Here is a 24,576-nt window from a genome sequence, read left to right on the forward strand (position 1 = left end):
TTTATCTTTTCTAATTTATTGGCGCAGGAACGTCTGTGTTAATATTAATCGCAAGTATACACGGCAATAATATTTTACACGGTATGACCACGGTTCGGTCGTTACGTATATCGTGTGCGCAGGCCATGAATATGATTTTAATATTCATCCAGGAAATGATATGGCGATAAAGTCGCTCGCCGATCGTTTGCAGGCAAGCGAAGGAACTTCGACAGGAAGCGGAGGTGTTATGTTACCAGGACAAGGTAAGTTTGGCGTCGTTATTAGTAAAATTCCCGTCATGCAATCAGGGTTAAAGGTGATCTTCAATGAGAACCTCCCTGATTACGAACTGAGTTTTTGTCGTTCTCATGATGAGCTCACCCTTTTACAACTGCGGCGGGCGGTGCTGGTTGTCGCGGATATCTCCGGCGAGATTGCGCACCCCCGAGCCGTCTGCGAGCGTTATTACTCCCTCATGACTCAGTACCGTGATATTCACTGGGTTTTTATGGTCAGCGACAGCCTCTATCCGTTGGCCGTTGAGCTATTAATTCGTCCTGAAAGCTCGTTGATCTCCGAGAGCGAGCCGGTTAACCGGCTGATTGAGGTGATTTGCGCCGGTAGCCGTGCGGCTGAACAGATTAGCCGTACGCTGTTTGCCGGGGATGAGGACAGCGATTTCGCAAGCTACCACTCTGCGGCGATGCTCACTCTTTCAGAGCGTAAAGTTCTGCGCCTTCTGGCGAAGGGGTGGGGAATAAACCAGATCGCCGCGCTGTTGAAAAAGAGTAATAAGACGATCAGCGCGCAGAAAAACAGCGCAATGCGTCGCTTATCGCTACGCAGCAACGCTGAAATGTATGCCTGGATCAACAGCGCGCAGGGAATGCAAGAGCTGAATATCAATTCAGCTTACGGGGAGCAAATGGAATGGAAAAAAATAGTACAACCCGCCATGTCGCCATCGTAGAAAAATGCGTGATGACGGAAATGGCATGGCGCTATATCTTTAGTCGTGAAGATAATCGCCGTTATCATATTCATCTGTTTAAAAATGTCAGTATGCTCAGGGCGGCGGAAATACCGTTTCCCTGGTCAACCATTATTTTTTCTCTTTCGGGAAGTCGTTCTTCACGAGCCGAGAGTCTGCTCTTTGTTCATGAAATGGCGCGGTGCCGGCCGGAAGTCCAAACGATTATTCTGGCTAATAATGAAAGTGAAATGCACCTGATCGGCCATCTTATGCCGGCCTGTTTGCACGGCATACTGAATAAATCCGCGCCGCGACGCGGGCTACAGGAGCGTTTGCTGCAGCTACTGGACAATCATCATCTCAGCGGCAGCGAACAATTTTGCGACAGAGAGGCGTGCAACGATCCGCTAAGCCCGACGGAGCACGCCATCCTTCGGTATATGTCGTGGGGATATTCGCTTTCTGATATTGCGATACAGCTCAACCGGAATATTAAAACGATCCGCGCGCATAAGTTTAACGCCATGACCAAGCTCGGAGTTCGCTCAGACATTGGTTTATTAAACGCGGCGGATATCCTGTTGCATTTACCGCTCAATAGTACGACAAGCGCCGTTAAACAGGTAGCGTAATGCGGCTATAAACACACATCTACCCATGTTGCATCGGTGAGCTGCGCCATGCGTTCTGGTTCAATGCGAACCGCGCTATGGATGGCTCCCGCTGCGGGTAGTACTTCCTGATAATGTCTGAGAGAGACGTCGCAGTAGACTGCCAGCGGATTTTCCAGACCAAACGGGCAAACGCCGCCGACCGGATGACCGGTCCAGGTAACCACTTCATCGCTGCTTAGCATGCGTGCTTTCGCGCCAAAGGTCTCTTTCAGCTTTTTATTATCCAGCCGCGCATCGCCCCTGGCGACGATCAGTACAATCTTATCTTTGATCTTGAGCGACAGCGTTTTGGCAATTTGCCCCGGCTCAACGTTGTGTGCGGCAGCGGCAAGTGCGACGGTGGCGGTACTCTGATTTAACTCAATAATTTCGATATCGGGGGCGTGTTCGGCAAAAAACTGCCGTACAGACTGCAGACTCATTGGATTCTCCTGATTTAAGCCTGGTTAAATCTGTCACAAGCCTGGCGGAGTGTAAATATCAGCGCGGACAATCCAGATTCTTTCTATTTTGTCGATCTCCTTCACAATCGCCGTAACCGGTTACTGTAACCGGTTGCGGTTATCTGCATTGAGATGAATACTGGAACAGTCACTTCTCCTTTTATTTATAACAAAAGAGCCGTGTATGAATCGTTGCCTCATGAGCAGTATAGCCGGTTGCACAATCCGCCAGCGGCCTGCTGCGTCAAAAAGCGGTCATCGTAACGGCAGGGTAATCGTTGTTGGGCCAGTATCAATAGCCTGTCAGGAGGGCTACTATGTCTGCTAACCATGCTGCGTTTAATTTGATATTTCGCTTTGTAGAAAATTACATAAGCCCCATAGCAGGGCGGATCTCGTCGCAGCGCCACGTCATGGCTATCCGTGACGGATTTATCTCAGCGATGCCGTTTATGATCGTCGGATCGTTCCTGTTAGTGTTTGCTTATCCACCGTTCTCACCGGATACCACCTGGGGTTTTGCCCGCGCCTGGCTGGATCTGGCGAAAGAGTTTGAGGGGCGTATTCTGACCCCCTTTGATATGACGATGGGGATCATGTCGATCTACATCTGCGCGGCAATCTCCTATAACCTCGGTAAGCATTACGAGAAATCCAATCAGCTCGATCCCTTTATGTGCGCAATGCTGTCGATCATGGCCTTTTTGCTGATTGCCGCGCCGAAAACCAATGGCACGCTGCCGGTGGATAGCCTCGGGGGGACCGGGATCTTTACCGCCATTCTGGTGGCGATCTACTGCGTGGAGATGATGCGTTTCTTGAAAGCGCACAACATTGGGATCCGCTTGCCGGACCAGGTTCCGCCGATGATCAAAAACTCGTTTGATCTGTTGATCCCGGTGCTGGTGGTCGTGCTGACGCTCTATCCGCTGAGCCTGTTTATCCAGCACCATTTTGACATGCTGATCCCGCAGGCCATTATGGCCATTTTCAAGCCGCTGGTTTCGGCAGCCGACTCTCTGCCGGCAATTCTGTTGGCGGTGCTGATCGGCCACCTGCTGTGGTTTGCCGGGATCCACGGTGCGGCGATCGTGTCCGGGATGCTGCAGATGTTCTGGCTGACTAACCTCGGTATGAACCAGCAGGCGCTGGCCCAAGGCGCGCCTCTGCCGCATATCTTTATGGAAGCGTTCTGGACCTTCTTTATCGTGGTCGGAGGTTCCGGGGCGACCATGGGACTGGTGTTCTGTTATCTGCGCAGCCGTTCAGCGCATTTGCGCTCCATTGGTCGTTTGAGCGTGGTGCCAAGCCTGTTCAATATCAACGAGCCGGTGATCTTTGGGACGCCTATCGTCATGAACCCAGTGTTCTTTATTCCGTTCCTGCTGGCGCCGATGGTGAACGCGGTGCTGGCCTGGGCGGCAATGAAGCTGGATCTGATTGGCCGCGTCATCTCCGTCGTACCATGGACGGCGCCGGCGCCAATTGGCGGCGCCTGGGCGCTGGGCTGGGATTTCCGGGCGGCGATTCTGGTCATTGTTCTGGCCTGCGTGTCGGCAATCATCTACTTCCCATTCTTTAAGGTATATGAGAAACAGCTGCTTGCTCAGGAAGCGGAAGAGGCCGAGCGGGCGGAGCAGGAGAGTCAACAGACCGCATAAATAGCAACGGGCGGTAAAGGCCGCCCGTTACTTTTCAGGTAAGTGGTAATTATTTAAGCGTACAGTCGCCGCACTGTTGGACATCCGGCAGGCGATAGCGCTGACAGCAGGTGCGTCGGACTAACTGCCCTTCACGCAGCATCACCGTTCGCCACAGCGGGTTATCCTGGCCATCGGCGAGTTGTTTTTCAAAAAAACAGTGCTGACGTAGCGCGGCAAGCCGCTCATCACCCAGCAGCGCGCGCATTTCCCCAAGATACCAGTTAATCAGATAGCCGGTATTGCTCCAGATAAGTTTGCTATTGATTTCGCCCGTCGCTGCCAGCGCCTCAACAACCGGCTGCAGGGTGCGCGTTACCAGGGCATCCATTCGCGCCTGCGGTGAAAGCCTCTCGATGTCGGCATCGCTATGCACATCAATCCAGAAGCAGGCCGCCCGGCCGCTTTCATGAAACTCGACATGGAAATGTTCTGGCGCCAGGCTGAGGCCTTGCGGTTCATTGAGCAGCGCCAGCATCAGCGGCGGCACCAGCAGACCGATATACCATTGCGCCCAGAGCGAGAGCAGAGGCTTCTGTTCCCGAGGCAGCGTCGGCTGATGACGATAGATATGATCGGACCAGGTGGCCAGCAGGGAGCGCAAGGCGATGGGTTGCGACCATTCGGCAAGCGTTAACGCGTGCCGTGGGGCGGGTTCGTCAAGTCGCAGGAAATCAAGCAGGTGTGGGCGCAGGGTGGCGATTTTTTCCCGAATACTCTCCGCCAGGGCATGCTCAGCCGTCGGCAAAGGAGCCCGCCAGATAAGTTCATCGCTGAGAGGAAGGGAACGCCAGGCCATTCGATTTCCAGATACAAATCTAAATGATAATGATTACTGATATTAGTTGCTTGCAGGCGGCATGGCAAGGCTTTTATCGGCGCCGCGATGTCGCAGCGCGCGCAGGTCAACTGGCAAGAATAATGTTGCGGCCTTTATTTTTGGCCTCATAGAGTGCGCCGTCGGCGCGCGCCAGCGCTTGTTCAATGTTGTCATTAATGAGCGGCGTCAGGCCAATACTGATGGTGACGTTGGTGGCGACGCTTTCATTAAACATATGCGGGATCTTCAGGTCATAGACCCGCTGACGTATACGTTCGGCTGTCTTCCAGGCCGTTTCTTCGCTGCTATTGGTCAGCAGCACCATAAACTCCTCTCCACCAAAGCGGGCGACAATATCGCGTGAGCGTACAGCGTTGCGAATGGCAGCAGAGACGCGAATAAGCGCCTGGTCACCCATCATATGACCATAGTGATCGTTATAGGCCTTGAAGTGATCGATATCGAGGAGCAGCACGTAGTGGTTGTCGCCGTCCAGCGCCAGCAGGGTATCGAGGCGGTTCTGCAGTCCGCGGCGATTATACAAACCGGTCAGGGGATCGAGCATACTGAGATCGTTGAGCGTATTGCGTTCATGCATCAGTTTATCCATTAAACCCTGCGTAAAGGCATCGCTGCGCTTCTGGATAATATTTTGCAGGGTAATACCGGCTATAGGCAGCATAAAGCAGTAAGTCATACGCAACCATTGTTCCCCCTCCGCCATTATCAGGCAGGCAAGGAAAGTTGGTAAAGAGTGGAGGGTAAAGGCAGTGATATTATTGGAAAAAGCGATGGTGCCGATAAACAGAATGCTTAATAGGGCGATCACCAGATAGTTAAAATGCGGCGGTGTCAATAGCATCGCTTTTGTCACTACGTGCCATGCCCATAGCATGCCAAATAACAACGAGATAGTGGGAATATTTATTTTCGATTGCGGCCATTTCCAGTGCCAGAGCAGCAGCAGCCCGCTGCAGACGACGATCAGGGCGCAGGGCAGCGTAAAACGAACTACCGTAAATAGGGGGGTGACCAGCGACAGCGAGGAAGAAATGAAATTAAGCAGTAAAAAAAGCCGTAAGGAATATTGATATTTTTGTGCGTAGTGTGCTCGCCAGGTTTGTGCAGTCATATCGGAAGAATCATTATTAGTCGTTAAATTTCAAAATGATGAAAGCCAAAAATGAAGAGTCTGATAACAATGTGCAAAAAAAGGTTATTTGCAAAATAAGCAAAATATTTAATATATATCGATAATCCGCTTAATTTATCACCTTCATGAATGTATGTCATTACCGCGAACGTAAAGAAAAAGGGGCAGAGCACGTCGCAAATGACAAATGATAAAGATTATCATATGATATTGGTTATCATTATCGTTGTGAGAGGTGAAACCATGCTGCAGCGAGCATTAGGAAGCGGCTGGGGAGTGATGATTCCCGGCGCGCTAATTGTCGCTCTCGGGTATGCCGGAGTGTCGGCTGACGTATGGCGGGTACTGGTCGCGGTGGGCATGCTGATGTCCGCGGCGATGATCTGGCATCGTCAATTGCGCCATTTTATCCTGCTGCCATCGTGTGTCGCGTTGATCGGCGGAATAATGCTGATGATTGTGGATATTAAACTGAGAGGATAATGCCGGGAGAGGGAAGAATATTGGTGCGAGGGGGGGGACTTGAACCCCCACGTCCGTAAGGACACTAACACCTGAAGCTAGCGCGTCTACCAATTCCGCCACCTTCGCACAGTATTCTTTCTTTGAGATATTGCCTCGTTGGTGCGAGGGGGGGGACTTGAACCCCCACGTCCGTAAGGACACTAACACCTGAAGCTAGCGCGTCTACCAATTCCGCCACCTTCGCCCAGTGCGAGCAATATCTTCGTGGATTATGGTGCGAGGGGGGGGACTTGAACCCCCACGTCCGTAAGGACACTAACACCTGAAGCTAGCGCGTCTACCAATTCCGCCACCTTCGCATACCATCGATACTCTGAAAGTATCGTTACCACGGAGGCGCATTCTAGTGGTTTTCGGCGACACGTCAATAGTTAATTATGCAGGTTGTATCGATTGCTGCAAAAATGGGCGGATTTGCCCGCGGGAAGCGCCAGCGGTACCAGGAGCGGGCCGCCGGCGTGAAAAGACGATTATTTTTTCGCCTGACGGGTCATGATGGTGCGATAGACCTTAAAGCGCCCGGTCTGGGCGATCACCTCATGGAAGCCGAACGTCTCATCCAGCACCTGCGGATACGGCAGGAAGGCGTTGGCGACAATGCGCAGCTCGCCGCCGCTGTTCAGATGGCGAACCGCGCCGCGGATCAGCGCCTGGGCGGCTTCGAGACTGGTCTGCAGGCCGTCATGGAATGGCGGGTTGGAGATGATCATGTCGAAGCGACCATTGACCTCGGAGAAGACGTTGCTGGCAAACACATCGCCAGCCAGGCCGTTGGCGGCAAGCGTCGCGCGGCTGGCTTCGACCGCCGGGGCGCTGACGTCGCACAGGGTGAGGCGCACTTTCGGTGAATGGCTGGCCAGCGCGGCGGCCAGCACGCCCGCGCCGCAGCCGACGTCGAGCACTTTCCCTTTGGTATGCGGCTCGAGGGTGGAGAGCAGCAGCTGGCTGCCGACGTCCAGACCGTCGCGGCTGAAGACGCCCGGCAGGGTTTTAATCGTCAGATTATCCAGTGTGTATTCGCCCCAGAATGCGTCGGCGTCGAAGGTCGGCTGCTTTTCCAGACGGCCATGATAGAGGCCACAGCGGCGGGCGCTATCCACTTTGTTTAATGGCGCGTATTCAGCCAGCATCTGCTCCGCGCTGCGGACGCCGCTGCGGTTTTCACCGACGACGAAAATGTCGCTTCCCACCGGCAGCAGAGAGAGCAGGTTCATCAGCTGGAACTGCGCCTCTGGTTTGTTCTTTGGCCAGTAGTAGATCAGGGTGTCGCATTCGGCGACGTCAGCGGCCTCAGCCACTAAGCTAAAACGGACGGTGTCACCCATCTGGCGGTTGAGGACCTGCCAGTGGTGGAACTGTTGGGTGTGGGCGCGGCTGGCCGCGGTATCCAGACGCGCAGGCAGGTCATCCTGCAGGTCACCGGCAAACAGAACGCGGGCGGACTCGAAATCATCACTGTGGCGCAGCAAGACTTCACTTGCCGGGGTAAAAGCGGACATGAAACACTCCTTCATTAAGACTGGCGCCGATTATAGTAGTTTGTTGGCGCAGATACGACGGATTTGCTATATTGCGCGCTTGTTTAACAGGAGTGTTTCGCTATGACATCCCGACGAGACTGGCAATTACAGCAGCTGGGCATTACCCAGTGGTCGCTGCGCCGACCGGGGGCGTTGCAGGGCGAAATCGCTATCTCGCTTCCTGAACATATTCGTCTGGTGATGGTGGCGGAAACCCCGCCGTCGCTGACAGAGCCGCTGATTGGCGACATATTACGCGCGCTGGCCGTGACGCCAGATCAGGTCCTGCAGCTGACTCCGGATCGGGTGGCGATGCTGCCGCAGGACAGCCGCTGCAACAGCTGGCGGTTGGGCACAGAGGCGTCGCTGCCGCTGGCGGGCGCCCAGGTGTCCACCCCCGCTTTTGATGAACTCCAGACCAGCGCGCCGGCTCGCAGGGCGCTCTGGCAACAAATCTGCGCACATGAACACGATTTCTACCCTCAGCACGGCTGATTTAACCAAAGCCTGGCACATCGAAAAACGCGCCCACGCTTTCCCGTGGAGCGAACAGACTCTGGCCAGTAACCAGGGGGAGCGCTATCGCAACTATCAGCTGTCGGTAGATGGCGAAATGGCGGCTTTCGCCATTACGCAAGTGGTACTGGATGAGGCGACGCTGTTCAATATCGCCGTCGATCCCGCGTACCAGCGCCGCGGCCTGGGGCGAGCGCTGCTGGAGCATGTCATTGATGAAGTCGAAAAACTCGGCGTCGTCACGCTGTGGCTGGAGGTGCGAGCATCCAACGTTGCCGCCATCGCGCTGTATGAGAGCGTAGGTTTCAATGAGGCAACCATCCGCCGCAACTACTATCCTACGGCCGACGGACGCGAAGACGCCATTATTATGGCTCTGCCAATTAGTATGTAACACAAGGTGATACGATGAAATGGGACTGGATTTTCTTTGATGCCGATGAAACGCTGTTTACGTTTGATTCTTTCAGCGGCTTGCAGCGGATGTTTCTCGACTACAGCGTGACCTTTACCGCCGAAGATTTTCAGGACTATCAGGCCGTGAACAAGCCGCTATGGGTGGATTACCAAAACGGCGCCATCACCTCGCTACAATTACAGCATCAGCGTTTTGATAGCTGGGCGGGACGTTTGAATGTGCCGCCCGGGGAACTCAACGACGCGTTTATGAATGCGATGGCGGAAATCTGTGCCCCGTTGCCGGGCGCGGTCTCGCTGCTCAACGCGCTGCAGGGCAAGGTCAGAATGGGCATCATCACCAACGGCTTTACCTCGCTGCAGCAGACTCGTCTGGAGCGGACAGGTTTACGCGATCACTTTGATTTGCTGATTATTTCTGAACAGGTGGGTGTCGCCAAGCCGGACGCGCGTATTTTCGATTATGCGCTGGCGCAGGCGGGTAACCCACCGCGCTCGCGGGTGCTGATGGTCGGCGATACCGCCGAGTCGGATATTCGCGGCGGCGTGAACGCCGGACTGGCGACCTGCTGGCTCAATGCGCATCAGCGCGAGCTGCCAGCGGACCTCGAGCCGGACTGGACGGTGACCTCGTTAAGCGAACTGGAGCAGCTCCTGTGTAAACACTGATTGCCTCCCCCCCGTTGATGGGTAAAATAGCCGCAATTTTTCGTATTCCACATGCGTGGCCCATGGCCGCGTTTACTTAGAAGATTAATTATGACGTTGTCTCCTTATCTGCAAGAGGTGGCCAAACGCCGCACTTTTGCCATTATTTCTCACCCGGATGCCGGTAAGACCACCATCACCGAAAAGGTGCTGCTGTTCGGACAGGCGATTCAGACCGCCGGTACAGTAAAAGGTCGTGGTTCCAGCCAGCACGCGAAATCCGACTGGATGGAGATGGAAAAGCAGCGTGGTATCTCGATCACCACCTCGGTAATGCAGTTCCCGTATCATGACTGCCTGGTGAACCTGCTGGATACCCCGGGGCACGAAGACTTCTCCGAAGATACCTACCGTACCCTGACGGCGGTGGACTGCTGCCTGATGGTGATTGACGCGGCAAAAGGCGTCGAAGATCGGACCCGTAAGCTGATGGAAGTCACCCGTCTGCGCGATACGCCGATCCTCACCTTTATGAACAAACTTGACCGTGATATCCGCGATCCGATGGAGCTGCTGGATGAAGTCGAGAACGAGCTGAAAATCGGCTGCGCGCCGATTACCTGGCCTATCGGCTGCGGCAAGCTGTTCAAAGGCGTTTATCATCTCTACAAAGACGAAACCTACCTGTATCAGACCGGTAAAGGCCACACCATCCAGGAAGTGCGTATCGTGAAGGGGCTCAACAACCCGGATCTCGACGCGGCGGTGGGGGAAGACCTGGCGCAGCAGCTGCGTGACGAGCTGGAGCTGGTGCAGGGGGCGTCGAATGAGTTCGACAAAGATCTGTTCCTGGCCGGGGAAATCACCCCGGTCTTCTTCGGAACCGCGTTAGGTAACTTCGGCGTTGACCATATGCTGGATGGCCTGGTGGAGTGGGCCCCGGCGCCGATGCCGCGCAACACCGACACGCGTGAAGTCACCGCCACGGAAGAGAAATTCACCGGCTTCGTGTTTAAAATTCAGGCCAACATGGATCCGAAACACCGCGACCGCGTGGCTTTCATGCGGGTGGTGTCCGGCAAATATGAAAAGGGCATGAAGCTGCGTCAGGTGCGTATCGGCAAGGACGTAGTGATTTCCGACGCGCTGACCTTTATGGCGGGCGATCGCTCGCACGTTGAAGAAGCGTACCCAGGCGATATCATCGGCCTGCATAACCACGGCACCATTCAGATTGGCGATACCTTTACCCAGGGCGAGATGATGAAGTTCACCGGTATTCCGAACTTCGCGCCGGAACTGTTCCGTCGTATTCGCTTGAAGGATCCGCTGAAGCAGAAACAGCTGCTGAAAGGGCTGGTTCAGCTCTCTGAAGAGGGCGCGGTCCAGGTCTTCCGCCCGATCGCTAATAACGATCTGATCGTTGGCGCCGTCGGCGTGCTGCAGTTTGACGTGGTGGTAGCGCGTCTGAAAAGCGAATACAACGTGGAAGCGATTTACGAATCGGTCAACGTGGCCACCGCGCGCTGGGTTGAATCTACTGACGTGAAGAAGTTCGAAGAGTTCAAGCGGAAAAATGAAGTTCAGCTGGCGCTGGATGGCGGCGATAACCTGACCTACATCGCCCCGACAATGGTCAACCTGAACCTGACGCAGGAGCGTTACCCTGACGTGGTGTTCCGCAAAACGCGCGAGCACTAATCCCTGACGAAGCGCGGCGCAGGCCGCGCTTTTTTCTGATTACGCCCCCGTTCCCTTCCTTCTGGAAAGTTCTTAAAACACCGCTAATTCGTCTGTTTTTTATCCATATCCTCCGCAACCCCTTCGTCTGTCTACTATATTTAATTCGTGTTTTTAAAAATGCTGGCGTAATTCACTGCGATAAGACGCCAGCGCTGGTGAAAAAACGAGGACATAACGATGACCAGACTAAAGAATGCCAATATGTTGCTGGCGCTCTTCTTAGGCTTAGCCGCGTTGAACGCCTCGGCAGAGACGGAAAAAACAACGGTAGACAGTGCGAAGTCGGCTGCCAGCAATGCGGGAGAGGCGGTAGATAATTCGATTAACAAAGTCGGCGATTTTATGGACGACAGTACCATTACCGCACGGGTAAAAGCGGCGCTGATCGACCATAAAGATATTAACTCCGGCGATATTTCGGTGAAAACGGAGAATAAAGTGGTCACCCTCAGCGGCGACGTCACCAGTGCTGAACAGAAAAGTCAGGCACTGAGCGTAGCGAAAGAGGTCAAAGGCGTCTCACACGTTAACGACAAGCTGACGGTCCATCATAAATCATCGAGCGAGACGGCGACGCTGAAAGGCTATGCCGGGGATACCGCCATTACCAGCGAAGTGAAAGCCAAGCTGCTGGCGGATGACATTGTCCCTTCGCGCAATGTGAAAGTCGAAACCAACGCCGGCGCGGTACATCTGACCGGTACGGTGGCTTCCGCGGCGCAGGCGGAGCGTGCCGCAGAGATTGCGAAAGCGGTCTCCGGTGTGAAAAGCGTGCGCAACGATCTTAGCGTTAAGTAAACCGAGTTATTAACAAAAGTGTTGTCTGGCCAAGGTTGCCGAACGAATAGCAGCATCCACTGAGCGATGAGCTATACAGAAAGGGTGCGCAAACCGCTGTTCACCGTCCATTATGGTAAGGAGAAAAGTATGTTTCGATGGGGAATTATTTTTCTGGTCATTGCATTAATTGCTGCGGCTCTGGGCTTTGGTGGTCTGGCGGGTACGGCCGCTGGCGCAGCGAAAATCGTCTTTGTCGTCGGGATTATCTTGTTCCTGGTGAGCCTGTTTACAGGACGCAGACGTCCTTAGGCGGCCCGCGATGCGGGCGATACTGAAGCCTAAGCATTTTTACTGACACGTCATCTTACACAAAGCCAGTCCTGAGGACTGGCTTTCGCGGTTTAAGCGGCGGGCAAATTGCGTTACCTTGTCAGGAGAAGATCAATCGAACAGGAAAGCAGGGTGGGGCAACGCATTCCCGTCACGCTGGGCAATATCGCCCCGCTGGCGGTTAAACCCTTCCGACCAGGCAAGCTGGCGCTGGTATGCGAAGGCGGAGGACAGCGAGGGATTTTTACTGCCGGGGTGCTGGACGAATTTATGCGCGCCGGATTTAACCCCTTTGACCTGATGCTGGGTACTTCCGCCGGCGCGCAAAACCTCTCCGCCTACATGTGTAATCAGCAAGGCTATGCCCGCAAAGTTATCACCCGCTACACCACTTCACGCCAGTTTTTCGATCCGATGCGCTTTGTGCGCGGCGGCAACCTTATCGATCTCGACTGGCTGGTTGAGGCCACTTCGCAGCAAATGCCGCTTGCCATGAACTATGCCGAAGCGCAGTTCGCGTTGGGCAAAGAGCTGTGGCTATGCGCTTGCCGCGGTGACGATTACTCCGCCAGCTATTTTTCGCCGACGCCGCAAACGTGGCTGGATCTGATCCGCGCCTCCAGCGCCATCCCCGGCTTTTATCGCAGCGGCGTGTTGCTCGACGGCGTTAGCTACCTGGACGGCGGCGTCAGCGATGCGATCCCGGTGCAGGAGGCGGCCCGCCGCGGCGCCCAGACCATCGTGGTGATCCGTACCGTCCCTTCGCAGATGTTTTATACCCCGCAGTGGTTCAAGCGGATGGAGCGCTGGCTGGGAGAGAGTAGTCTGCAACCGCTGGTCAATTTGGTGCATCATCACGAAACCACCTACCGCGCCATCCAGCAGTTCATCGAGAAACCGCCGGGTAAGTTGCGGATCTTCGAAATCTATCCGCAGCGGCCGCTGCGCAGCATGGCGCTTGGCAGCCGACTACCGGCGCTGCTGGAGGACTACAAAACCGGGCGCCAGTGCGGCCGTTATTTCCTGGCAACGGTGGGTAAACTACTGGCCGACCAGCCGCCGCTGCTGCGCCACGCGCCGCGTATTGCCCGGCCCGCGCCGGTGGTGGTGCCGCCGGTGCCGGTGGCCAATGAAGCGCCCCAGGCGACCATCATTCCTGCGCCCCAGGCGAATGACCCCAGTTTTGATCATGAGGATCTGGCGTGACGCACCGTTTTATCGATACCCACTGTCACTTTGATTTTCCCCCCTTCGCGGCAGATGAGGTCGCCAGCCTGGCGCGTGCGGCGCAGGCCGGCGTCGGGCGAATTATCGTTCCAGCCATCTCTGCTGAGCGTTTTAGCCGCGTGCTGGCGCTGGCAGCTCAGCACGAAGCGCTGTACGCCGCGCTGGGTATGCATCCGATCGTCATCGAAGAGCATACTGATGAGGGACTGGCGCAGCTGGAAGCCTTGATGGCGCAGCGGCCGCCTAAACTGGTGGCGGTGGGAGAGATTGGCCTCGATCTTTATCGCGACGATCCGCAGTTTGATCGTCAGCAGGCGCTGCTGGAAGCGCAGCTGAGGCTGGCGAAGCGTTACGATCTGCCGGTGATCCTCCACTCCAGACGCACCCACGATAAGCTGGCGATGCTGCTGAAAAAACATGCCCTGCCGCGTACCGGAGTCATCCATGGCTTTGCCGGCAGCCTGCAGCAGGCCGAGCGCTTCGTTCAGCTTGGCTATAAGATCGGCGTTGGCGGCACCATTACCTATCCCCGCGCCAGTAAAACCCGTGAAGTGATGGCGCGTCTGCCGCTTTCCGCTCTGCTGCTGGAGACCGATGCGCCGGATATGCCGCTAAATGGCTTTCAGGGACAGCCCAATCGACCGGAACAAGCTGCACGGGTATTTGAGGCGCTGTGTGAACTGCGTCCGGAGTCGCCGGCAGCCATAGAAGAAGGGATCATGCACAATACGCTCGCCTTGTTTTCCCTTCCCCCGGCCTCTGTATGGTGATCGATTTCTCATAATTGTCCATCCATATCATTGATTTGCTTAAAATGTGTGAAGCCAGACGGGCAGGATAGTTTCAGGCCGATATAATCACGCGGTTAGTACTGGACTATCAAAAACACAGGGAATCTGTATGCAAATCCTCATGGGACTTATCGGCATGGTGGCGCTATTGGCCATTGCTGTGCTGCTCTCCAATAACCGAAAAGCCATTAACCTGCGCACCGTGCTCGGCGCCTGGATAATCCAGGTGGGTATCGGCGCATTGATATTATATGTACCGGCCGGGCGCTCGGCGCTGCTAGCGATGTCGAATGGCGTCGCCAGCGTAATCGCCTATGGTAACGAAGGGATCAGCTTTATCTTCGGTGGGCTGGTCTCCGATAAAATGTTCGAGGTGTTTGGCGGCGGCGGCTTCGTCTTTGCCCTGCGCGTGCTGCCGGTGATCGTCTTCTTCTCGTCGCTGATTGCCGTGCTTTACTACCTGGGCATTATGCAACTGGTCATTCGCATTCTCGGCGGCGCGCTGCGGGCAGTGCTGAAGACCTCACGTACCGAATCGCTATCGGCTACAGCGAACATCTTCGTTGGTCAGACCGAAGCGCCGCTGGTGGTGCGTCCTTATATCGCCACCATGACCCGCTCGGAGCTGTTTGCGGTCATGTGCGGCGGCCTGGCCTCGGTGGCGGGCTCGGTACTGGCGGGCTACGCGCAGATGGGCGTTCCGCTGGAGTACCTTATTGCCGCGTCGTTTATGGCGGCGCCGGGAGGCCTGCTGTTTGCCAAAATTATCGTACCGGAAACGGAAAAACCGGACGATAACCCGGCTCATGACAGCCAAAGCGCTGACGCGGATAAACCGGCCAACGTGCTGGATGCCGCCGCCTCCGGCGCCGCGTCTGGTATGCAACTGGCGCTCAACGTCGGCGCGATGCTGCTGGCGTTTATTGCGCTGATCGCCCTGCTGAACGGCATACTCTCCGGCGTCGGCGGCTGGTTTAACCATCCTGAGCTGTCGCTGCAGATGATCCTCGGCTGGATCTTCTCACCGCTGGCGTGGGTGATTGGCGTGCCGTGGCACGAAGCGACGGTGGCGGGGTCGTTTATCGGCCAGAAGCTGATCATTAACGAGTTCGTGGCCTACATGAACTTTGGCGAATATTTAAAGGCAGATGCCGAAGTGGCGGCGGCCGGGCTGCAGGTCATTTCAGATCACACCAAAGCCATTATCTCTTTCGCGCTGTGCGGCTTTGCCAACCTGTCATCGATCGCCATTCTGATTGGCGGACTCGGGGGAATGGCGCCCAACCGGCGGCAGGATATCGCTCAGCTTGGGCTACGTGCGGTAGCGGCGGGGACGCTGTCCAACCTGATGAGCGCCACCATCGCTGGGGTTTTTCTCGCCCTGTAAGCCTGTCTCCTGAACCAGCGGCCACCGTGCCGCTGGTGTTGCTGTAAATGTGATAATTCCATCACCACTCTCTTTTTTGAAAAAAGGTTTATATTTCAATTTGTAGCGTTTTTATTGCCCGTAAGTTGGGCAAAATGTGCGCCACGCTATCGAGTGTACCTGTTATTGTGTGTTAGAATTATCACATTCTCATCGGCGGTATAGTATCGATTATGCTTAAGAGGGGACTAACGATAATTGCTGCGGTATTGAGTGCTAATTTGTGATTTTAATCACGTTACAGTAATGCAAATTAGTAAGTAGTTTTCATTAACTGTGATGAATGTCGAAGTGTAACGACGAGCGAATGTTACAATAGTAACAGACTCGCAAGGTGAACAAACTATTGATCCGGCATGACGCCGGCGGAGTATGAAATGACTGATTTAAAAGCAAGCAGCCTGCGCGCGTTAAAACTGATGGACCTGACCACTCTGAATGACGACGACACCAATGAGAAAGTCATTGCCCTGTGTCATCAGGCGAAAACGCCGGTGGGTAACACCGCGGCGGTCTGCATCTACCCGCGCTTCATCCCGATCGCCCGTAAAACGCTGAATGAGCAGGGGACGCCGGATATTCGCATCGCCACGGTCACCAACTTCCCGCACGGGAATGACGATATCGACATTGCGCTGGCGGAAACCCGCGCGGCGATCGCTTACGGAGCAGATGAAGTGGACGTGGTCTTCCCGTACCGCGCGCTGATCGCCGGCAACGAGCAGGTCGGTTTCGAGCTGGTGAAAGCCTGTAAGGAAGCCTGTGCGGCGGCTAACGTGCTGCTGAAAGTGATCATCGAAACCGGTGAGCTGAAAGAAGAAGCGCTGATCCGTAAAGCGTCTGAAATCTCTATCAAAGCCGGGGCCGATTTCATCAAAACCTCGACCGGTAAAGTGCCGGTGAATGCCACGCCGGAAAGCGCGCGCATCATGATGGAAGTGATCCGCGATATGGGCGTTGAGAAAACCGTTGGCTTCAAACCGGCGGGCGGCGTGCGCAGCGCGGAAGACGCGCAGCAGTTCCTGGCGATCGCTGATGAACTGTTCGGCGCCGACTGGGCCGATTCTCGTCACTATCGTTTTGGCGCATCCAGCCTGCTGGCTAGCCTGTTGAAAGCCCTGGGTCACGGCGACGGCAAGAGCGCCAGCAGCTACTAATCCCTTGATTTGCCGGATGGCGCTGCGCTTATCCGGCCTACGAATTGATGCCTGTAGGCCGGATAAGGCGCTCGCGCCGTCATCCGGCAATTTATTCTCTTTGGGAGGTTACCGTGTTTCTCGCACAAGAAATTATTCGTAAAAAACGTGATGGTCAGGCATTAAGCGATGAAGAGATCCGCTTTTTCATCAACGGCATCCGCGACAATACTATCTCTGAAGGGCAGATCGCCGCGCTGGCGATGACCATCTTCTTCCACGATATGTCTATGCCGGAGCGCGTTTCGCTGACCATGGCGATGCGGGATTCCGGTACCGTTCTGGACTGGAAAAGCCTCAACCTTAACGGTCCGATCGTCGATAAACACTCTACCGGCGGCGTCGGGGATGTCACTTCGCTGATGCTGGGGCCGATGGTGGCCGCCTGCGGTGGTTACGTACCGATGATCTCCGGCCGCGGCCTCGGCCATACCGGCGGTACGCTGGACAAACTGGAAGCGATCCCGGGCTTCGATATCTTCCCGGACGACAACCGCTTCCGCGAGATTATTAAAGATGTTGGCGTGGCAATTATCGGGCAGACCAGCTCCCTTGCCCCGGCCGACAAACGTTTCTATGCCACCCGCGATATTACCGCGACGGTGGACTCCATCCCGCTGATTACCGCCTCGATTCTGGCGAAGAAGCTGGCGGAAGGGCTGGATGCGCTGGTGATGGACGTCAAAGTCGGCAGCGGCGCGTTTATGCCGACTTATGAACTCTCTGCCGCGCTGGCCGAAGCGATCGTGGGTGTCGCCAACGGCGCCGGCGTGCGCACCACCGCGCTGCTGACCGATATGAATCAGGTACTGGCCTCCAGCGCCGGCAACGCCGTTGAAGTTCGCGAAGCGGTGCAGTTCCTGACCGGCGAATACCGCAACCCGCGCCTGTTCGACGTGACAATGGCGCTGTGTGTGGAAATGCTGATCTCCGGCAAGCTGGCGGCGGACGATGCCGAGGCGCGCGCGAAGCTGCAGGCGGTGCTGGATAACGGTAAAGCGGCGGAAGTGTTTGGCCGCATGGTCGCGGCGCAGAAAGGGCCGAGCGACTTTGTCGAGAATTATGCTAATTATCTGCCGACGGCGATGCTGAGCAAAGCAGTCTATGCTGATACCGAAGGTTTTATCAGCGCGATGGATACTCGCGCGCTGGGCATGGCAGTGGTTTCTATGGGCGGCGGCCGCCGTCAGGCATCGGACACCATTGACTATAGCGTTGGCTTTACCGAGATGGCGCGTCTGGGTGACCGCGTCGACGGACAGCGTCCGCTGGCGGTGATCCATGCCAAAGACGAGAACAGCTGGCAGGAGGCCGCGAAAGCGGTCAAAGCGGCCATTAAACTGGACGATAAAGCCCCGGAAATTACACCGACAGTCTATCGCCGTATCACTGAATAGCGATATACTGATCTGATCGCTTTTTTGCAGCGCAAGATGTATGGAGAACAAGATGAAACGTGCATTTATCATGGTGCTGGACTCCTTTGGGATTGGCGCAACGGAAGACGCAGACCGCTTTGGCGACGTCGGCGCCGATACGCTGGGCCACATTGCAGAAGCCTGCGCCAAAGGCGAGGCTGACCACGGCCGCAAAGGCCCGCTGAATTTACCGAACCTGACCCGTCTGGGTCTGGTGAAAGCGCATGAAGGCTCCACCGGTAAAATTGCCGCGGGTATGGATGGCAATGCCGAAGTGATTGGCGCCTATGCCTGGGCGCATGAACTTTCTTCCGGTAAAGATACCCCGTCCGGCCACTGGGAAATCGCCGGCGTGCCGGTGCTGTTTGACTGGGGCTACTTCAGCGACCAGGAAAACAGTTTCCCGCAGGAGCTGCTGGATAAGCTGGTGAAACGCGCCAACCTGCCGGGCTATCTCGGCAACTGCCACTCCTCCGGGACGGTGATCCTCGATCAGCTCGGCGAAGAGCATATGAAAACCGGGAAACCGATCTTCTATACCTCCGCTGACTCGGTGTTCCAGATCGCCTGTCACGAAGAGACCTTTGGCCTCGACAAGCTGTATGAGCTGTGCGAAATCGCGCGTGAAGAACTGACCGAAGGCGGCTATAACATTGGTCGCGTGATTGCTCGTCCTTTCGTGGGCGACAAAGCCGGTAACTTCCAGCGTACCGGTAACCGTCACGACCTGGCGGTAGAGCCGCCGGCGCCGACCGTGCTGCAGAAGCTGGTCGACGAGAAAAACGGCCACGTGGTGTCCGTGGGTAAAATCGCCGATATCTACGCCAACTGCGGTATCACTAAGAAAGTGAAAGCCACCGGGCTGGACGCGCTGTTCGACGCGACCATCAAAGAGATGAAGGAAGCGGGCGACGAGACTATCGTCTTCACTAACTTCGTCGATTTTGACTCCTCCTGGGGCCACCGTCGTGACGTCGCTGGCTACGCGGCGGGTCTGGAGCTGTTCGACCGCCGTCTGCCGGAGCTGATGGAGCTGGTTGGTGAAGACGACATTCTGATCCTCACCGCCGACCACGGCTGCGACCCGACCTGGACTGGTACTGACCACACCCGCGAGCATATCCCGGTGCTGGTGTACGGCCCGAAAGTGAAACCAGGTTCGCTCGGTCACCGTGAAACCTTCGCGGACATCGGCCAGACTATTGCGAAATACTTTGGTACGTCTGACATGGAATATGGCAAAGCCATGTTCTGAGGTCATTGCCCGGTGGCGCACAGCGATCCGGGCCTACGATTTGTAGGCCGGGTAAGGCGTAGCCGCCACCCGGCAAAAACAACAATGTAAAAGGAACTGAAGATGGCAACTCCTCACATTAACGCAGAAATGGGCGATTTCGCTGACGTCGTTTTGATGCCGGGCGACCCGCTGCGCGCGAAGCACATTGCAGAAACCTTCCTCGAAGACGTGCGTGAAGTGAACAACGTGCGCGGCATGCTGGGCTTCACCGGTACCTATAAAGGCCGCAAAATCTCCGTGATGGGCCACGGGATGGGTATCCCGTCCTGCTCTATCTACACCAAAGAGCTGATCACCGATTTCGGCGTGAAGAAAATCATCCGCGTGGGCTCCTGCGGCGCGGTGCGTGAAGATGTCAAACTGCGTGACGTGGTGATCGGCATGGGCGCGTGCACCGACTCTAAAGTGAACCGTCTGCGTTTCAAAGACCATGATTTTGCGGCGATTGCCGATTTCGGCATGGTGCGTAATGCGGTAGACGCGGCGAAAGCGCTGGGCGTTGACGCGCGCGTCGGCAACATCTTCTCCGCAGACCTGTTCTATACGCCGGACCCGTCCATGTTCGACGTGATGGAAAAATACGGCATTCTGGGCGTGGAAATGGAAGCGGCGGGTATCTACGGCGTGGCGGCGGAGTTCGGCGCGAAAGCGCTGACCATCTGCACCGTCTCCGACCACATCCGTACCCACGAGCAGACCACTGCCGCTGAACGTCAGACGACCTTCAACGACATGATCAAAATCGCGCTGGAATCCGTGCTGCTGGGCGATAAAGAGTAAGAGCTGTTGTGCCGGGTGGCGGCTTCGTCTGACCCGGCCTACGGTTTTCCAGGCCCGCTAAGCGCAGCGGGCTTTTTTTATCAGCGCACTGCGCCGGCAATCCACGCCGACAGTTCTTTCAGTTCCGCTTCCTGCTCCGGGAAATCGCCGACCAGCGCCTCGCACTGCTGCTGTAATACTTCTGCCCGATACTGACAGCCGACTAAGCGTGCCGCCAGGGCCTCCAGCGGCGCCGGGTTCAGGCTATCGGTAAAGGCCTGCGCGCGGGTGATATGCCCTTTTTCGACGTCAAAATGCAGCTCAACGCCGCCCCAGCGAAAGCGCTCGTCCAGAAGATGAGAGAAGGCCGGCGCCTGGCCGAAGTTCCACTCCCAGCTGCTCTGACGGGCGAAGGTCTCAGCAAAATTTGGTAGATCCGGCGTGTTGTCCGGGGAGATCACCTCGGCGTCCACCCGTTCGCCGTAATGGCTGAAGAATGCTTCCTGGATCGCCTCGCAAACTTGCTGATGGGTAATGCCCGGCAGCAGCTCAACCAGGTTCGCCACCCGTCCGCGCACCGAGGTAATGCCTTTAGCCTGCAGCTTTTTCTGGTCCGGGTTGAGGTAGTTGGCGAGACGGCTTAAATCGGCGTTGAGTAGCAGGGTACCGTGATGAAAACCGCGGTCCATGGTTTCACGATAGGCGGAGCCGGAGACTTTGCGGTCGCCGCTGTCGGTTTTGACCACCAGATCGTTGCGCCCGGAGGCTTCGGCGGTTACGCCGAGTGAATTAAGCGCCGCCAGCACAATAGCGGTGGAGACGGTTTTGTCGTACTCCGGTTTGCCTGCCATAAAGGTAAAGCAGGTATTGCCGAGGTCGTGGAACACCGCGCCGCCGCCGCTGCTGCGACGGGCCAGCCGCACATGGTCTTCCTCCATGCGGCGGGTATTACACTCCTTCCACGGGTTCTGCGCGCGGCCGATGACCACGGTATCGGCATTGCGCCACAGGAACAGCACCCGCTGGGTGGCGGGCATCTGGCGGAAAATGCACTCCTCGACCGCCAGGTTGAACCACGGGTCGTAAGAGTCAGAGAGCAGGAGGCGCAATGTGGACATTATAGATTTCCTTTCTTTTCATCGTCTTCATCCTCAACCGGCTTGTTGGCGGTGAGCAGGAAGGGCGATTGCTGCCAGCGGGTGCGTTTGCCCTGCAGCAGCGTGCGGGTCAGCACCACGCCGATAGCCAGGGACAGTAACAGCATCAGGCGTAAGATATTGGTGGTATTATCCACCTGCTTCGCCTCGGTCGCCAGGGTATGAGTATCGAGGGTCAGACGCAGGTAGCCCAGCGGGCCGTTTTTTCCTGGCACCGGTTCGACAATCTGCTGGTTGAAGTAGCCGCCGGCTTTTTTACCATCCAGCGCCAGCCGGTCGCGAACCTCGACGCTTTCGCCAGAGCGCGCCACCAGGTCGCCCTGTTCGTCATATACGCCGGCGTCCAGGACGCGGCTGTTATGGGTTAGCTGGGTCAACAGCTGATTGATGCGCTTCTCGTCAGGCGTCTCGCTGCGCATCAGCGGCGCGAGATTCAGCACCACCTGCTGCGCCAGCGTGCGGGCCAGCTCTTCCAGCTGCGGATTGCGTTGTTTCTGACTGTTCTGACTGAACCACGAAGCGCCCTGCATCAGCGCGACGAGTAGGGCGAGACAGATAAGAACAATGACCGCACGATGCAGCCGGAATTTCAGTTTTGCGCGAACCATATTCCACCTTTGAAAATTTGCAGCTTAATGTTGCCAGAAGCGCTGGTTACAAGGTAGCCTCATGCGTTATTTTCCTCGCCTGAATGAAGAGATGTGGAGCCGTAATGCCTAACAGTTTGACCTGGTGCGACCTGCCTGAAGACGTTTCCCTGTGGCCTGGGTTGCCGCTTTCCCTGAGCGGCGACGAGGTCATGCCGCTGGATTATCACGCCGGGCGCAGCGGCTGGCTGCTGTATGGTCGCGGTCTGGATAAACGTCGGCTGACGGCGTGGCAGCGTGAGCTGGGCGCCGCGTTAGTGATCGTTGCCTCCTGGGTGGTCGAGGATTACCAGGTGATCCGTCTGGCCGGTTCGCTGACTCCCCGTACGACGCGACTGGCGCATGAGGCGGGGCTGGACGTCGCGCCATTGGGTAAAATTCCCCATTTGCGCACCCCGGGCCTGCTGGTGATGGACATGGACTCCACGGCGATTCAGATCGAATGCATCGATGAGATTGCGAAACTGGCCGGCACCGGCGAGCTGGTCTCGGAAGTGACCGAGCGGGCGATGCGTGGCGAGCTGGACTTCACCGCCAGCCTGCGCCAGCGCGTGGCGACGCTGAAAGACGCCGATGCCAGTATTTTGCTGCAGGTTCGCGACGCGCTGCCGCTGATGCCGGGCCTGGCGCAGCTGGTGCTCAAGCTGGAAACGCTGGGTTGGAAAGTGGCGATCGCCTCCGGCGGTTTCACCTTCTTTGCCGAGTATCTGCGCGACAAACTGCATCTCGACGCGGTATTCGCCAATGAGCTGGAGATCCGCGACGGCAAGCTCACCGGCAACGTGCTCGGCGATATCGTCGATGCGAAATATAAAGCCAATACGTTGCGCAAGCTGGCGGAAAAGTATGAGATCCCAACGGCGCAAACCGTGGCTATCGGCGATGGCGCCAACGACCTGCCGATGATTAAGGCAGCAGGGCTTGGCATCGCCTATCACGCGAAGCCCAAAGTGAATGAACAGGCGGAAGTGACTATCCGCCACGCTGACCTGATGGGGGTATTCTGTATTCTCTCGGGCAGCATGAACCAAAAGTAAGAGGTAAACGTGGCGAAAGCTCCAAAACGCGCATTTGTCTGTAATGAATGTGGTGCGGATTATCCGCGCTGGCAGGGGCAGTGCAGCGCCTGCCATGCCTGGAACACCATCACCGAGATGCGCATCGCCGCGTCGCCGCAGGTGGCGAGAAACGAGCGTCTTTCAGGCTATGCCGGTAACGCCGGCGTGTCGAAGGTGCAGAAGCTGTCAGATATCAGCCTGGAGGCGCTGCCGCGTTTCTCCACCGGCTTTAAAGAATTCGACCGCGTGCTGGGCGGCGGCGTAGTGCCGGGCAGCGCGATCCTGATTGGCGGCAACCCCGGCGCGGGCAAATCGACGCTGCTGCTGCAAACCCTCTGCAAACTGGCGGAAGGGATGAAAACCCTGTACGTCACCGGGGAGGAGTCCCTGCAGCAGGTGGCGATGCGCGCCCATCGTCTCGGGTTGCCAACGGCCAACCTGAACATGCTCTCGGAAACCAGCATTGAGCAGATCTGTCAGATCGCCGATGAAGAAAAGCCGCAGCTGATGGTGATCGACTCCATCCAGGTGATGCATATGGCCGACGTGCAGTCGTCGCCGGGCAGCGTCGCCCAGGTACGGGAAACCGCGGCCTATTTGACGCGCTTTGCTAAAACTCGCGGCGTGGCGATTGTGATGGTCGGCCACGTCACCAAAGACGGCTCGCTGGCCGGTCCGAAGGTGCTGGAGCACTGTATCGACTGCTCGGTGCTGCTGGACGGGGATGCCGACTCCCGCTTCCGCACGTTGCGCAGCCATAAAAACCGCTTTGGCGCGGTGAACGAGCTGGGCGTCTTCGCCATGACCGAGCAGGGCCTGCGCGAAGTGAGCAACCCGTCCGCTATCTTCCTCAGCCGGGGAGATGAAATCACCTCCGGTAGCTCGGTGATGGTGGTCTGGGAAGGGACCCGCCCGCTGCTGGTGGAGATCCAGGCGCTGGTCGATCACTCGATGATGTCCAACCCGCGCCGCGTTGCGGTGGGGCTGGAACAGAACCGTCTGGCGATCCTGCTGGCGGTGCTGCACCGTCACGGCGGCCTACAGATGGCCGATCAGGACGTCTTCGTCAATGTGGTCGGCGGGGTGAAGGTCACGGAAACCAGCGCCGACCTGGCGCTGCTGCTGGCGATGGTCTCCAGCCTGCGCGACCGTCCTCTGCCGCAGGATCTGGTGGTCTTTGGCGAAGTGGGGCTGGCCGGGGAAATTCGCCCGGTACCGAGCGGTCAGGAGCGTATCTCCGAAGCGGCGAAGCACGGCTTTCGCCGCGCCATCGTCCCGGCGGCCAATGTGCCGAAAAAAGTGCCGGAAGGCATGCAAATCTTTGGCGTGAAAAAGCTTTCAGACGCGCTAAGCGTTTTTGACGACTTATAATAAGT

Annotated in this window: 26 protein-coding genes; 19 read left to right on the top strand and 7 right to left on the bottom strand. The window is 56.5% G+C overall.

Annotated features, from left to right (window positions below; all coding sequences use genetic code 11):
* The first annotated feature begins 229 nt into the window (after positions 1–229).
* Together KPHS_06720 and KPHS_06730 are read left to right on the top strand one after the other, a co-directional pair.
* Positions 230–952 carry a response regulator transcription factor gene (locus KPHS_06720; protein YP_005224972.1) on the top strand — a complete coding sequence of 241 codons (723 nt, stop codon included), beginning with the start codon at positions 230–232 and terminating at the stop codon, positions 950–952.
* The gene (locus KPHS_06730) at positions 913–1,587 is read left to right on the top strand and encodes a 2-component transcriptional regulator (RefSeq protein YP_005224973.1); all 675 of its coding nucleotides are present in this window, start codon (positions 913–915) and stop codon (positions 1,585–1,587) included. Before KPHS_06720 ends, KPHS_06730 begins: the two co-directional genes overlap by 40 nt.
* A 5-nt stretch (positions 1,588–1,592) precedes the next feature.
* On the opposite strand, the gene KPHS_06740 is transcribed toward KPHS_06730, so the two are convergent.
* Entirely contained in the window at positions 1,593–2,051 is a 459-nt protein-coding gene (locus tag KPHS_06740; RefSeq protein YP_005224974.1) for a YbaK/EbsC family protein, read from the bottom strand.
* A gap of 338 nt (positions 2,052–2,389) precedes the next feature.
* Between KPHS_06740 and KPHS_06750 the strand changes: the two genes are divergently transcribed.
* Positions 2,390–3,733 carry a chitibiose transporter ChbC gene (locus KPHS_06750; RefSeq protein YP_005224975.1) on the top strand — a complete coding sequence of 448 codons (1,344 nt, stop codon included), beginning with the start codon at positions 2,390–2,392 and terminating at the stop codon, positions 3,731–3,733.
* A gap of 49 nt (positions 3,734–3,782) precedes the next feature.
* On the opposite strand, the gene KPHS_06760 is transcribed toward KPHS_06750, so the two are convergent.
* From KPHS_06760 to KPHS_06780, 3 genes are all read right to left on the bottom strand, one after another.
* Positions 3,783–4,571: a ferric hydroximate transport ferric iron reductase gene (locus KPHS_06760; RefSeq protein ID YP_005224976.1), complete on the bottom strand. Its 789-nt coding sequence runs from the start codon at positions 4,569–4,571 to the stop codon at positions 3,783–3,785.
* A gap of 106 nt (positions 4,572–4,677) precedes the next feature.
* The gene (locus KPHS_06770; RefSeq protein ID YP_005224977.1) at positions 4,678–5,724 is read right to left on the bottom strand and encodes a putative transmembrane protein; all 1,047 of its coding nucleotides are present in this window, start codon (positions 5,722–5,724) and stop codon (positions 4,678–4,680) included.
* 23 nt (positions 5,725–5,747) lie between these two features.
* Entirely contained in the window at positions 5,748–5,918 is a 171-nt protein-coding gene (locus KPHS_06780; protein ID YP_005224978.1) for a hypothetical protein, read from the bottom strand.
* A 7-nt stretch (positions 5,919–5,925) separates the two neighbouring features.
* Here KPHS_06780 and KPHS_06790 point away from each other — a divergent pair, with 7 nt between their 5' ends.
* On the top strand, positions 5,926–6,228 hold the full coding sequence (locus KPHS_06790) for a tryptophan-specific transport protein (protein YP_005224979.1): 303 nt from the start codon (positions 5,926–5,928) through the stop codon (positions 6,226–6,228).
* 512 nt (positions 6,229–6,740) lie between these two features.
* Here KPHS_06790 and KPHS_06800 read toward each other — a convergent pair.
* Complete coding sequence (locus KPHS_06800; RefSeq protein YP_005224980.1) at positions 6,741–7,769, bottom strand: 16S ribosomal RNA m2G1207 methyltransferase; 1,029 nt, start codon at positions 7,767–7,769, stop codon at positions 6,741–6,743.
* Between the two features lie 102 nt (positions 7,770–7,871).
* On the opposite strand from KPHS_06800, the gene KPHS_06810 reads away from it, so the two are divergent.
* The 13 genes from KPHS_06810 (at position 7,872) to KPHS_06930 (ending at position 20,359) form a co-directional block, all read left to right on the top strand.
* Positions 7,872–8,285 (top strand): DNA polymerase III subunit psi, encoded by a 414-nt coding sequence (locus KPHS_06810; protein ID YP_005224981.1) that lies wholly within the window; start codon positions 7,872–7,874, stop codon positions 8,283–8,285.
* Positions 8,254–8,700, top strand: coding sequence for a ribosomal-protein-alanine N-acetyltransferase (locus tag KPHS_06820; protein ID YP_005224982.1), 447 nt, complete (start codon positions 8,254–8,256; stop codon positions 8,698–8,700). Before KPHS_06810 ends, KPHS_06820 begins: the two co-directional genes overlap by 32 nt.
* Before the next feature lie 14 nt (positions 8,701–8,714).
* Positions 8,715–9,392, top strand: coding sequence for a nucleotidase (locus KPHS_06830; protein ID YP_005224983.1), 678 nt, complete (start codon positions 8,715–8,717; stop codon positions 9,390–9,392).
* Between the two features lie 90 nt (positions 9,393–9,482).
* Positions 9,483–11,072: a peptide chain release factor 3 gene (locus KPHS_06840; protein ID YP_005224984.1), complete on the top strand. Its 1,590-nt coding sequence runs from the start codon at positions 9,483–9,485 to the stop codon at positions 11,070–11,072.
* A gap of 219 nt (positions 11,073–11,291) precedes the next feature.
* Complete coding sequence (locus tag KPHS_06850; protein ID YP_005224985.1) at positions 11,292–11,912, top strand: hyperosmotically inducible periplasmic protein; 621 nt, start codon at positions 11,292–11,294, stop codon at positions 11,910–11,912.
* Positions 11,913–12,041: 129 nt separating this feature from the next.
* Positions 12,042–12,203 carry a DUF1328 domain-containing protein gene (locus tag KPHS_06860; protein YP_005224986.1) on the top strand — a complete coding sequence of 54 codons (162 nt, stop codon included), beginning with the start codon at positions 12,042–12,044 and terminating at the stop codon, positions 12,201–12,203.
* A 153-nt stretch (positions 12,204–12,356) separates the two neighbouring features.
* On the top strand, positions 12,357–13,430 hold the full coding sequence (locus KPHS_06870; RefSeq protein YP_005224987.1) for a putative transcriptional regulator: 1,074 nt from the start codon (positions 12,357–12,359) through the stop codon (positions 13,428–13,430).
* Positions 13,427–14,221: a putative hydrolase gene (locus tag KPHS_06880; RefSeq protein YP_005224988.1), complete on the top strand. Its 795-nt coding sequence runs from the start codon at positions 13,427–13,429 to the stop codon at positions 14,219–14,221. The genes KPHS_06870 and KPHS_06880 overlap by 4 nt, the downstream gene beginning before the upstream one ends.
* Before the next feature lie 130 nt (positions 14,222–14,351).
* On the top strand, positions 14,352–15,629 hold the full coding sequence (locus KPHS_06890; RefSeq protein YP_005224989.1) for a putative Na+ dependent nucleoside transporter: 1,278 nt from the start codon (positions 14,352–14,354) through the stop codon (positions 15,627–15,629).
* A 395-nt stretch (positions 15,630–16,024) separates the two neighbouring features.
* Positions 16,025–16,825 (top strand): deoxyribose-phosphate aldolase, encoded by an 801-nt coding sequence (locus tag KPHS_06900; protein YP_005224990.1) that lies wholly within the window; start codon positions 16,025–16,027, stop codon positions 16,823–16,825.
* A 113-nt stretch (positions 16,826–16,938) separates the two neighbouring features.
* A complete protein-coding gene (locus KPHS_06910) occupies positions 16,939–18,261 on the top strand; it encodes a thymidine phosphorylase (protein YP_005224991.1) in 1,323 nt (440 codons plus the stop codon).
* A 52-nt stretch (positions 18,262–18,313) separates the two neighbouring features.
* On the top strand, positions 18,314–19,537 hold the full coding sequence (locus KPHS_06920; RefSeq protein YP_005224992.1) for a phosphopentomutase: 1,224 nt from the start codon (positions 18,314–18,316) through the stop codon (positions 19,535–19,537).
* A 102-nt stretch (positions 19,538–19,639) separates the two neighbouring features.
* A complete protein-coding gene (locus KPHS_06930) occupies positions 19,640–20,359 on the top strand; it encodes a purine nucleoside phosphorylase (RefSeq protein YP_005224993.1) in 720 nt (239 codons plus the stop codon).
* An 80-nt stretch (positions 20,360–20,439) separates the two neighbouring features.
* On the opposite strand, the gene KPHS_06940 is transcribed toward KPHS_06930, so the two are convergent.
* Positions 20,440–21,456 carry a lipoate-protein ligase A gene (locus KPHS_06940; RefSeq protein YP_005224994.1) on the bottom strand — a complete coding sequence of 339 codons (1,017 nt, stop codon included), beginning with the start codon at positions 21,454–21,456 and terminating at the stop codon, positions 20,440–20,442.
* On the bottom strand, positions 21,456–22,103 hold the full coding sequence (locus tag KPHS_06950) for a YtjB family periplasmic protein (protein ID YP_005224995.1): 648 nt from the start codon (positions 22,101–22,103) through the stop codon (positions 21,456–21,458). Before KPHS_06950 ends, KPHS_06940 begins: the two co-directional genes overlap by 1 nt.
* 104 nt (positions 22,104–22,207) lie before the next feature.
* Here KPHS_06950 and KPHS_06960 point away from each other — a divergent pair, with 104 nt between their 5' ends.
* A complete protein-coding gene (locus KPHS_06960) occupies positions 22,208–23,179 on the top strand; it encodes a 3-phosphoserine phosphatase (RefSeq protein YP_005224996.1) in 972 nt (323 codons plus the stop codon).
* Between the two features lie 9 nt (positions 23,180–23,188).
* Complete coding sequence (locus KPHS_06970) at positions 23,189–24,571, top strand: DNA repair protein RadA (protein YP_005224997.1); 1,383 nt, start codon at positions 23,189–23,191, stop codon at positions 24,569–24,571.
* Positions 24,572–24,576 lie beyond the last annotated feature (5 nt).

The sequence above is a fragment of the Klebsiella pneumoniae subsp. pneumoniae HS11286 genome (genome assembly GCF_000240185.1).
GTDB lineage: Bacteria > Pseudomonadota > Gammaproteobacteria > Enterobacterales > Enterobacteriaceae > Klebsiella > Klebsiella pneumoniae.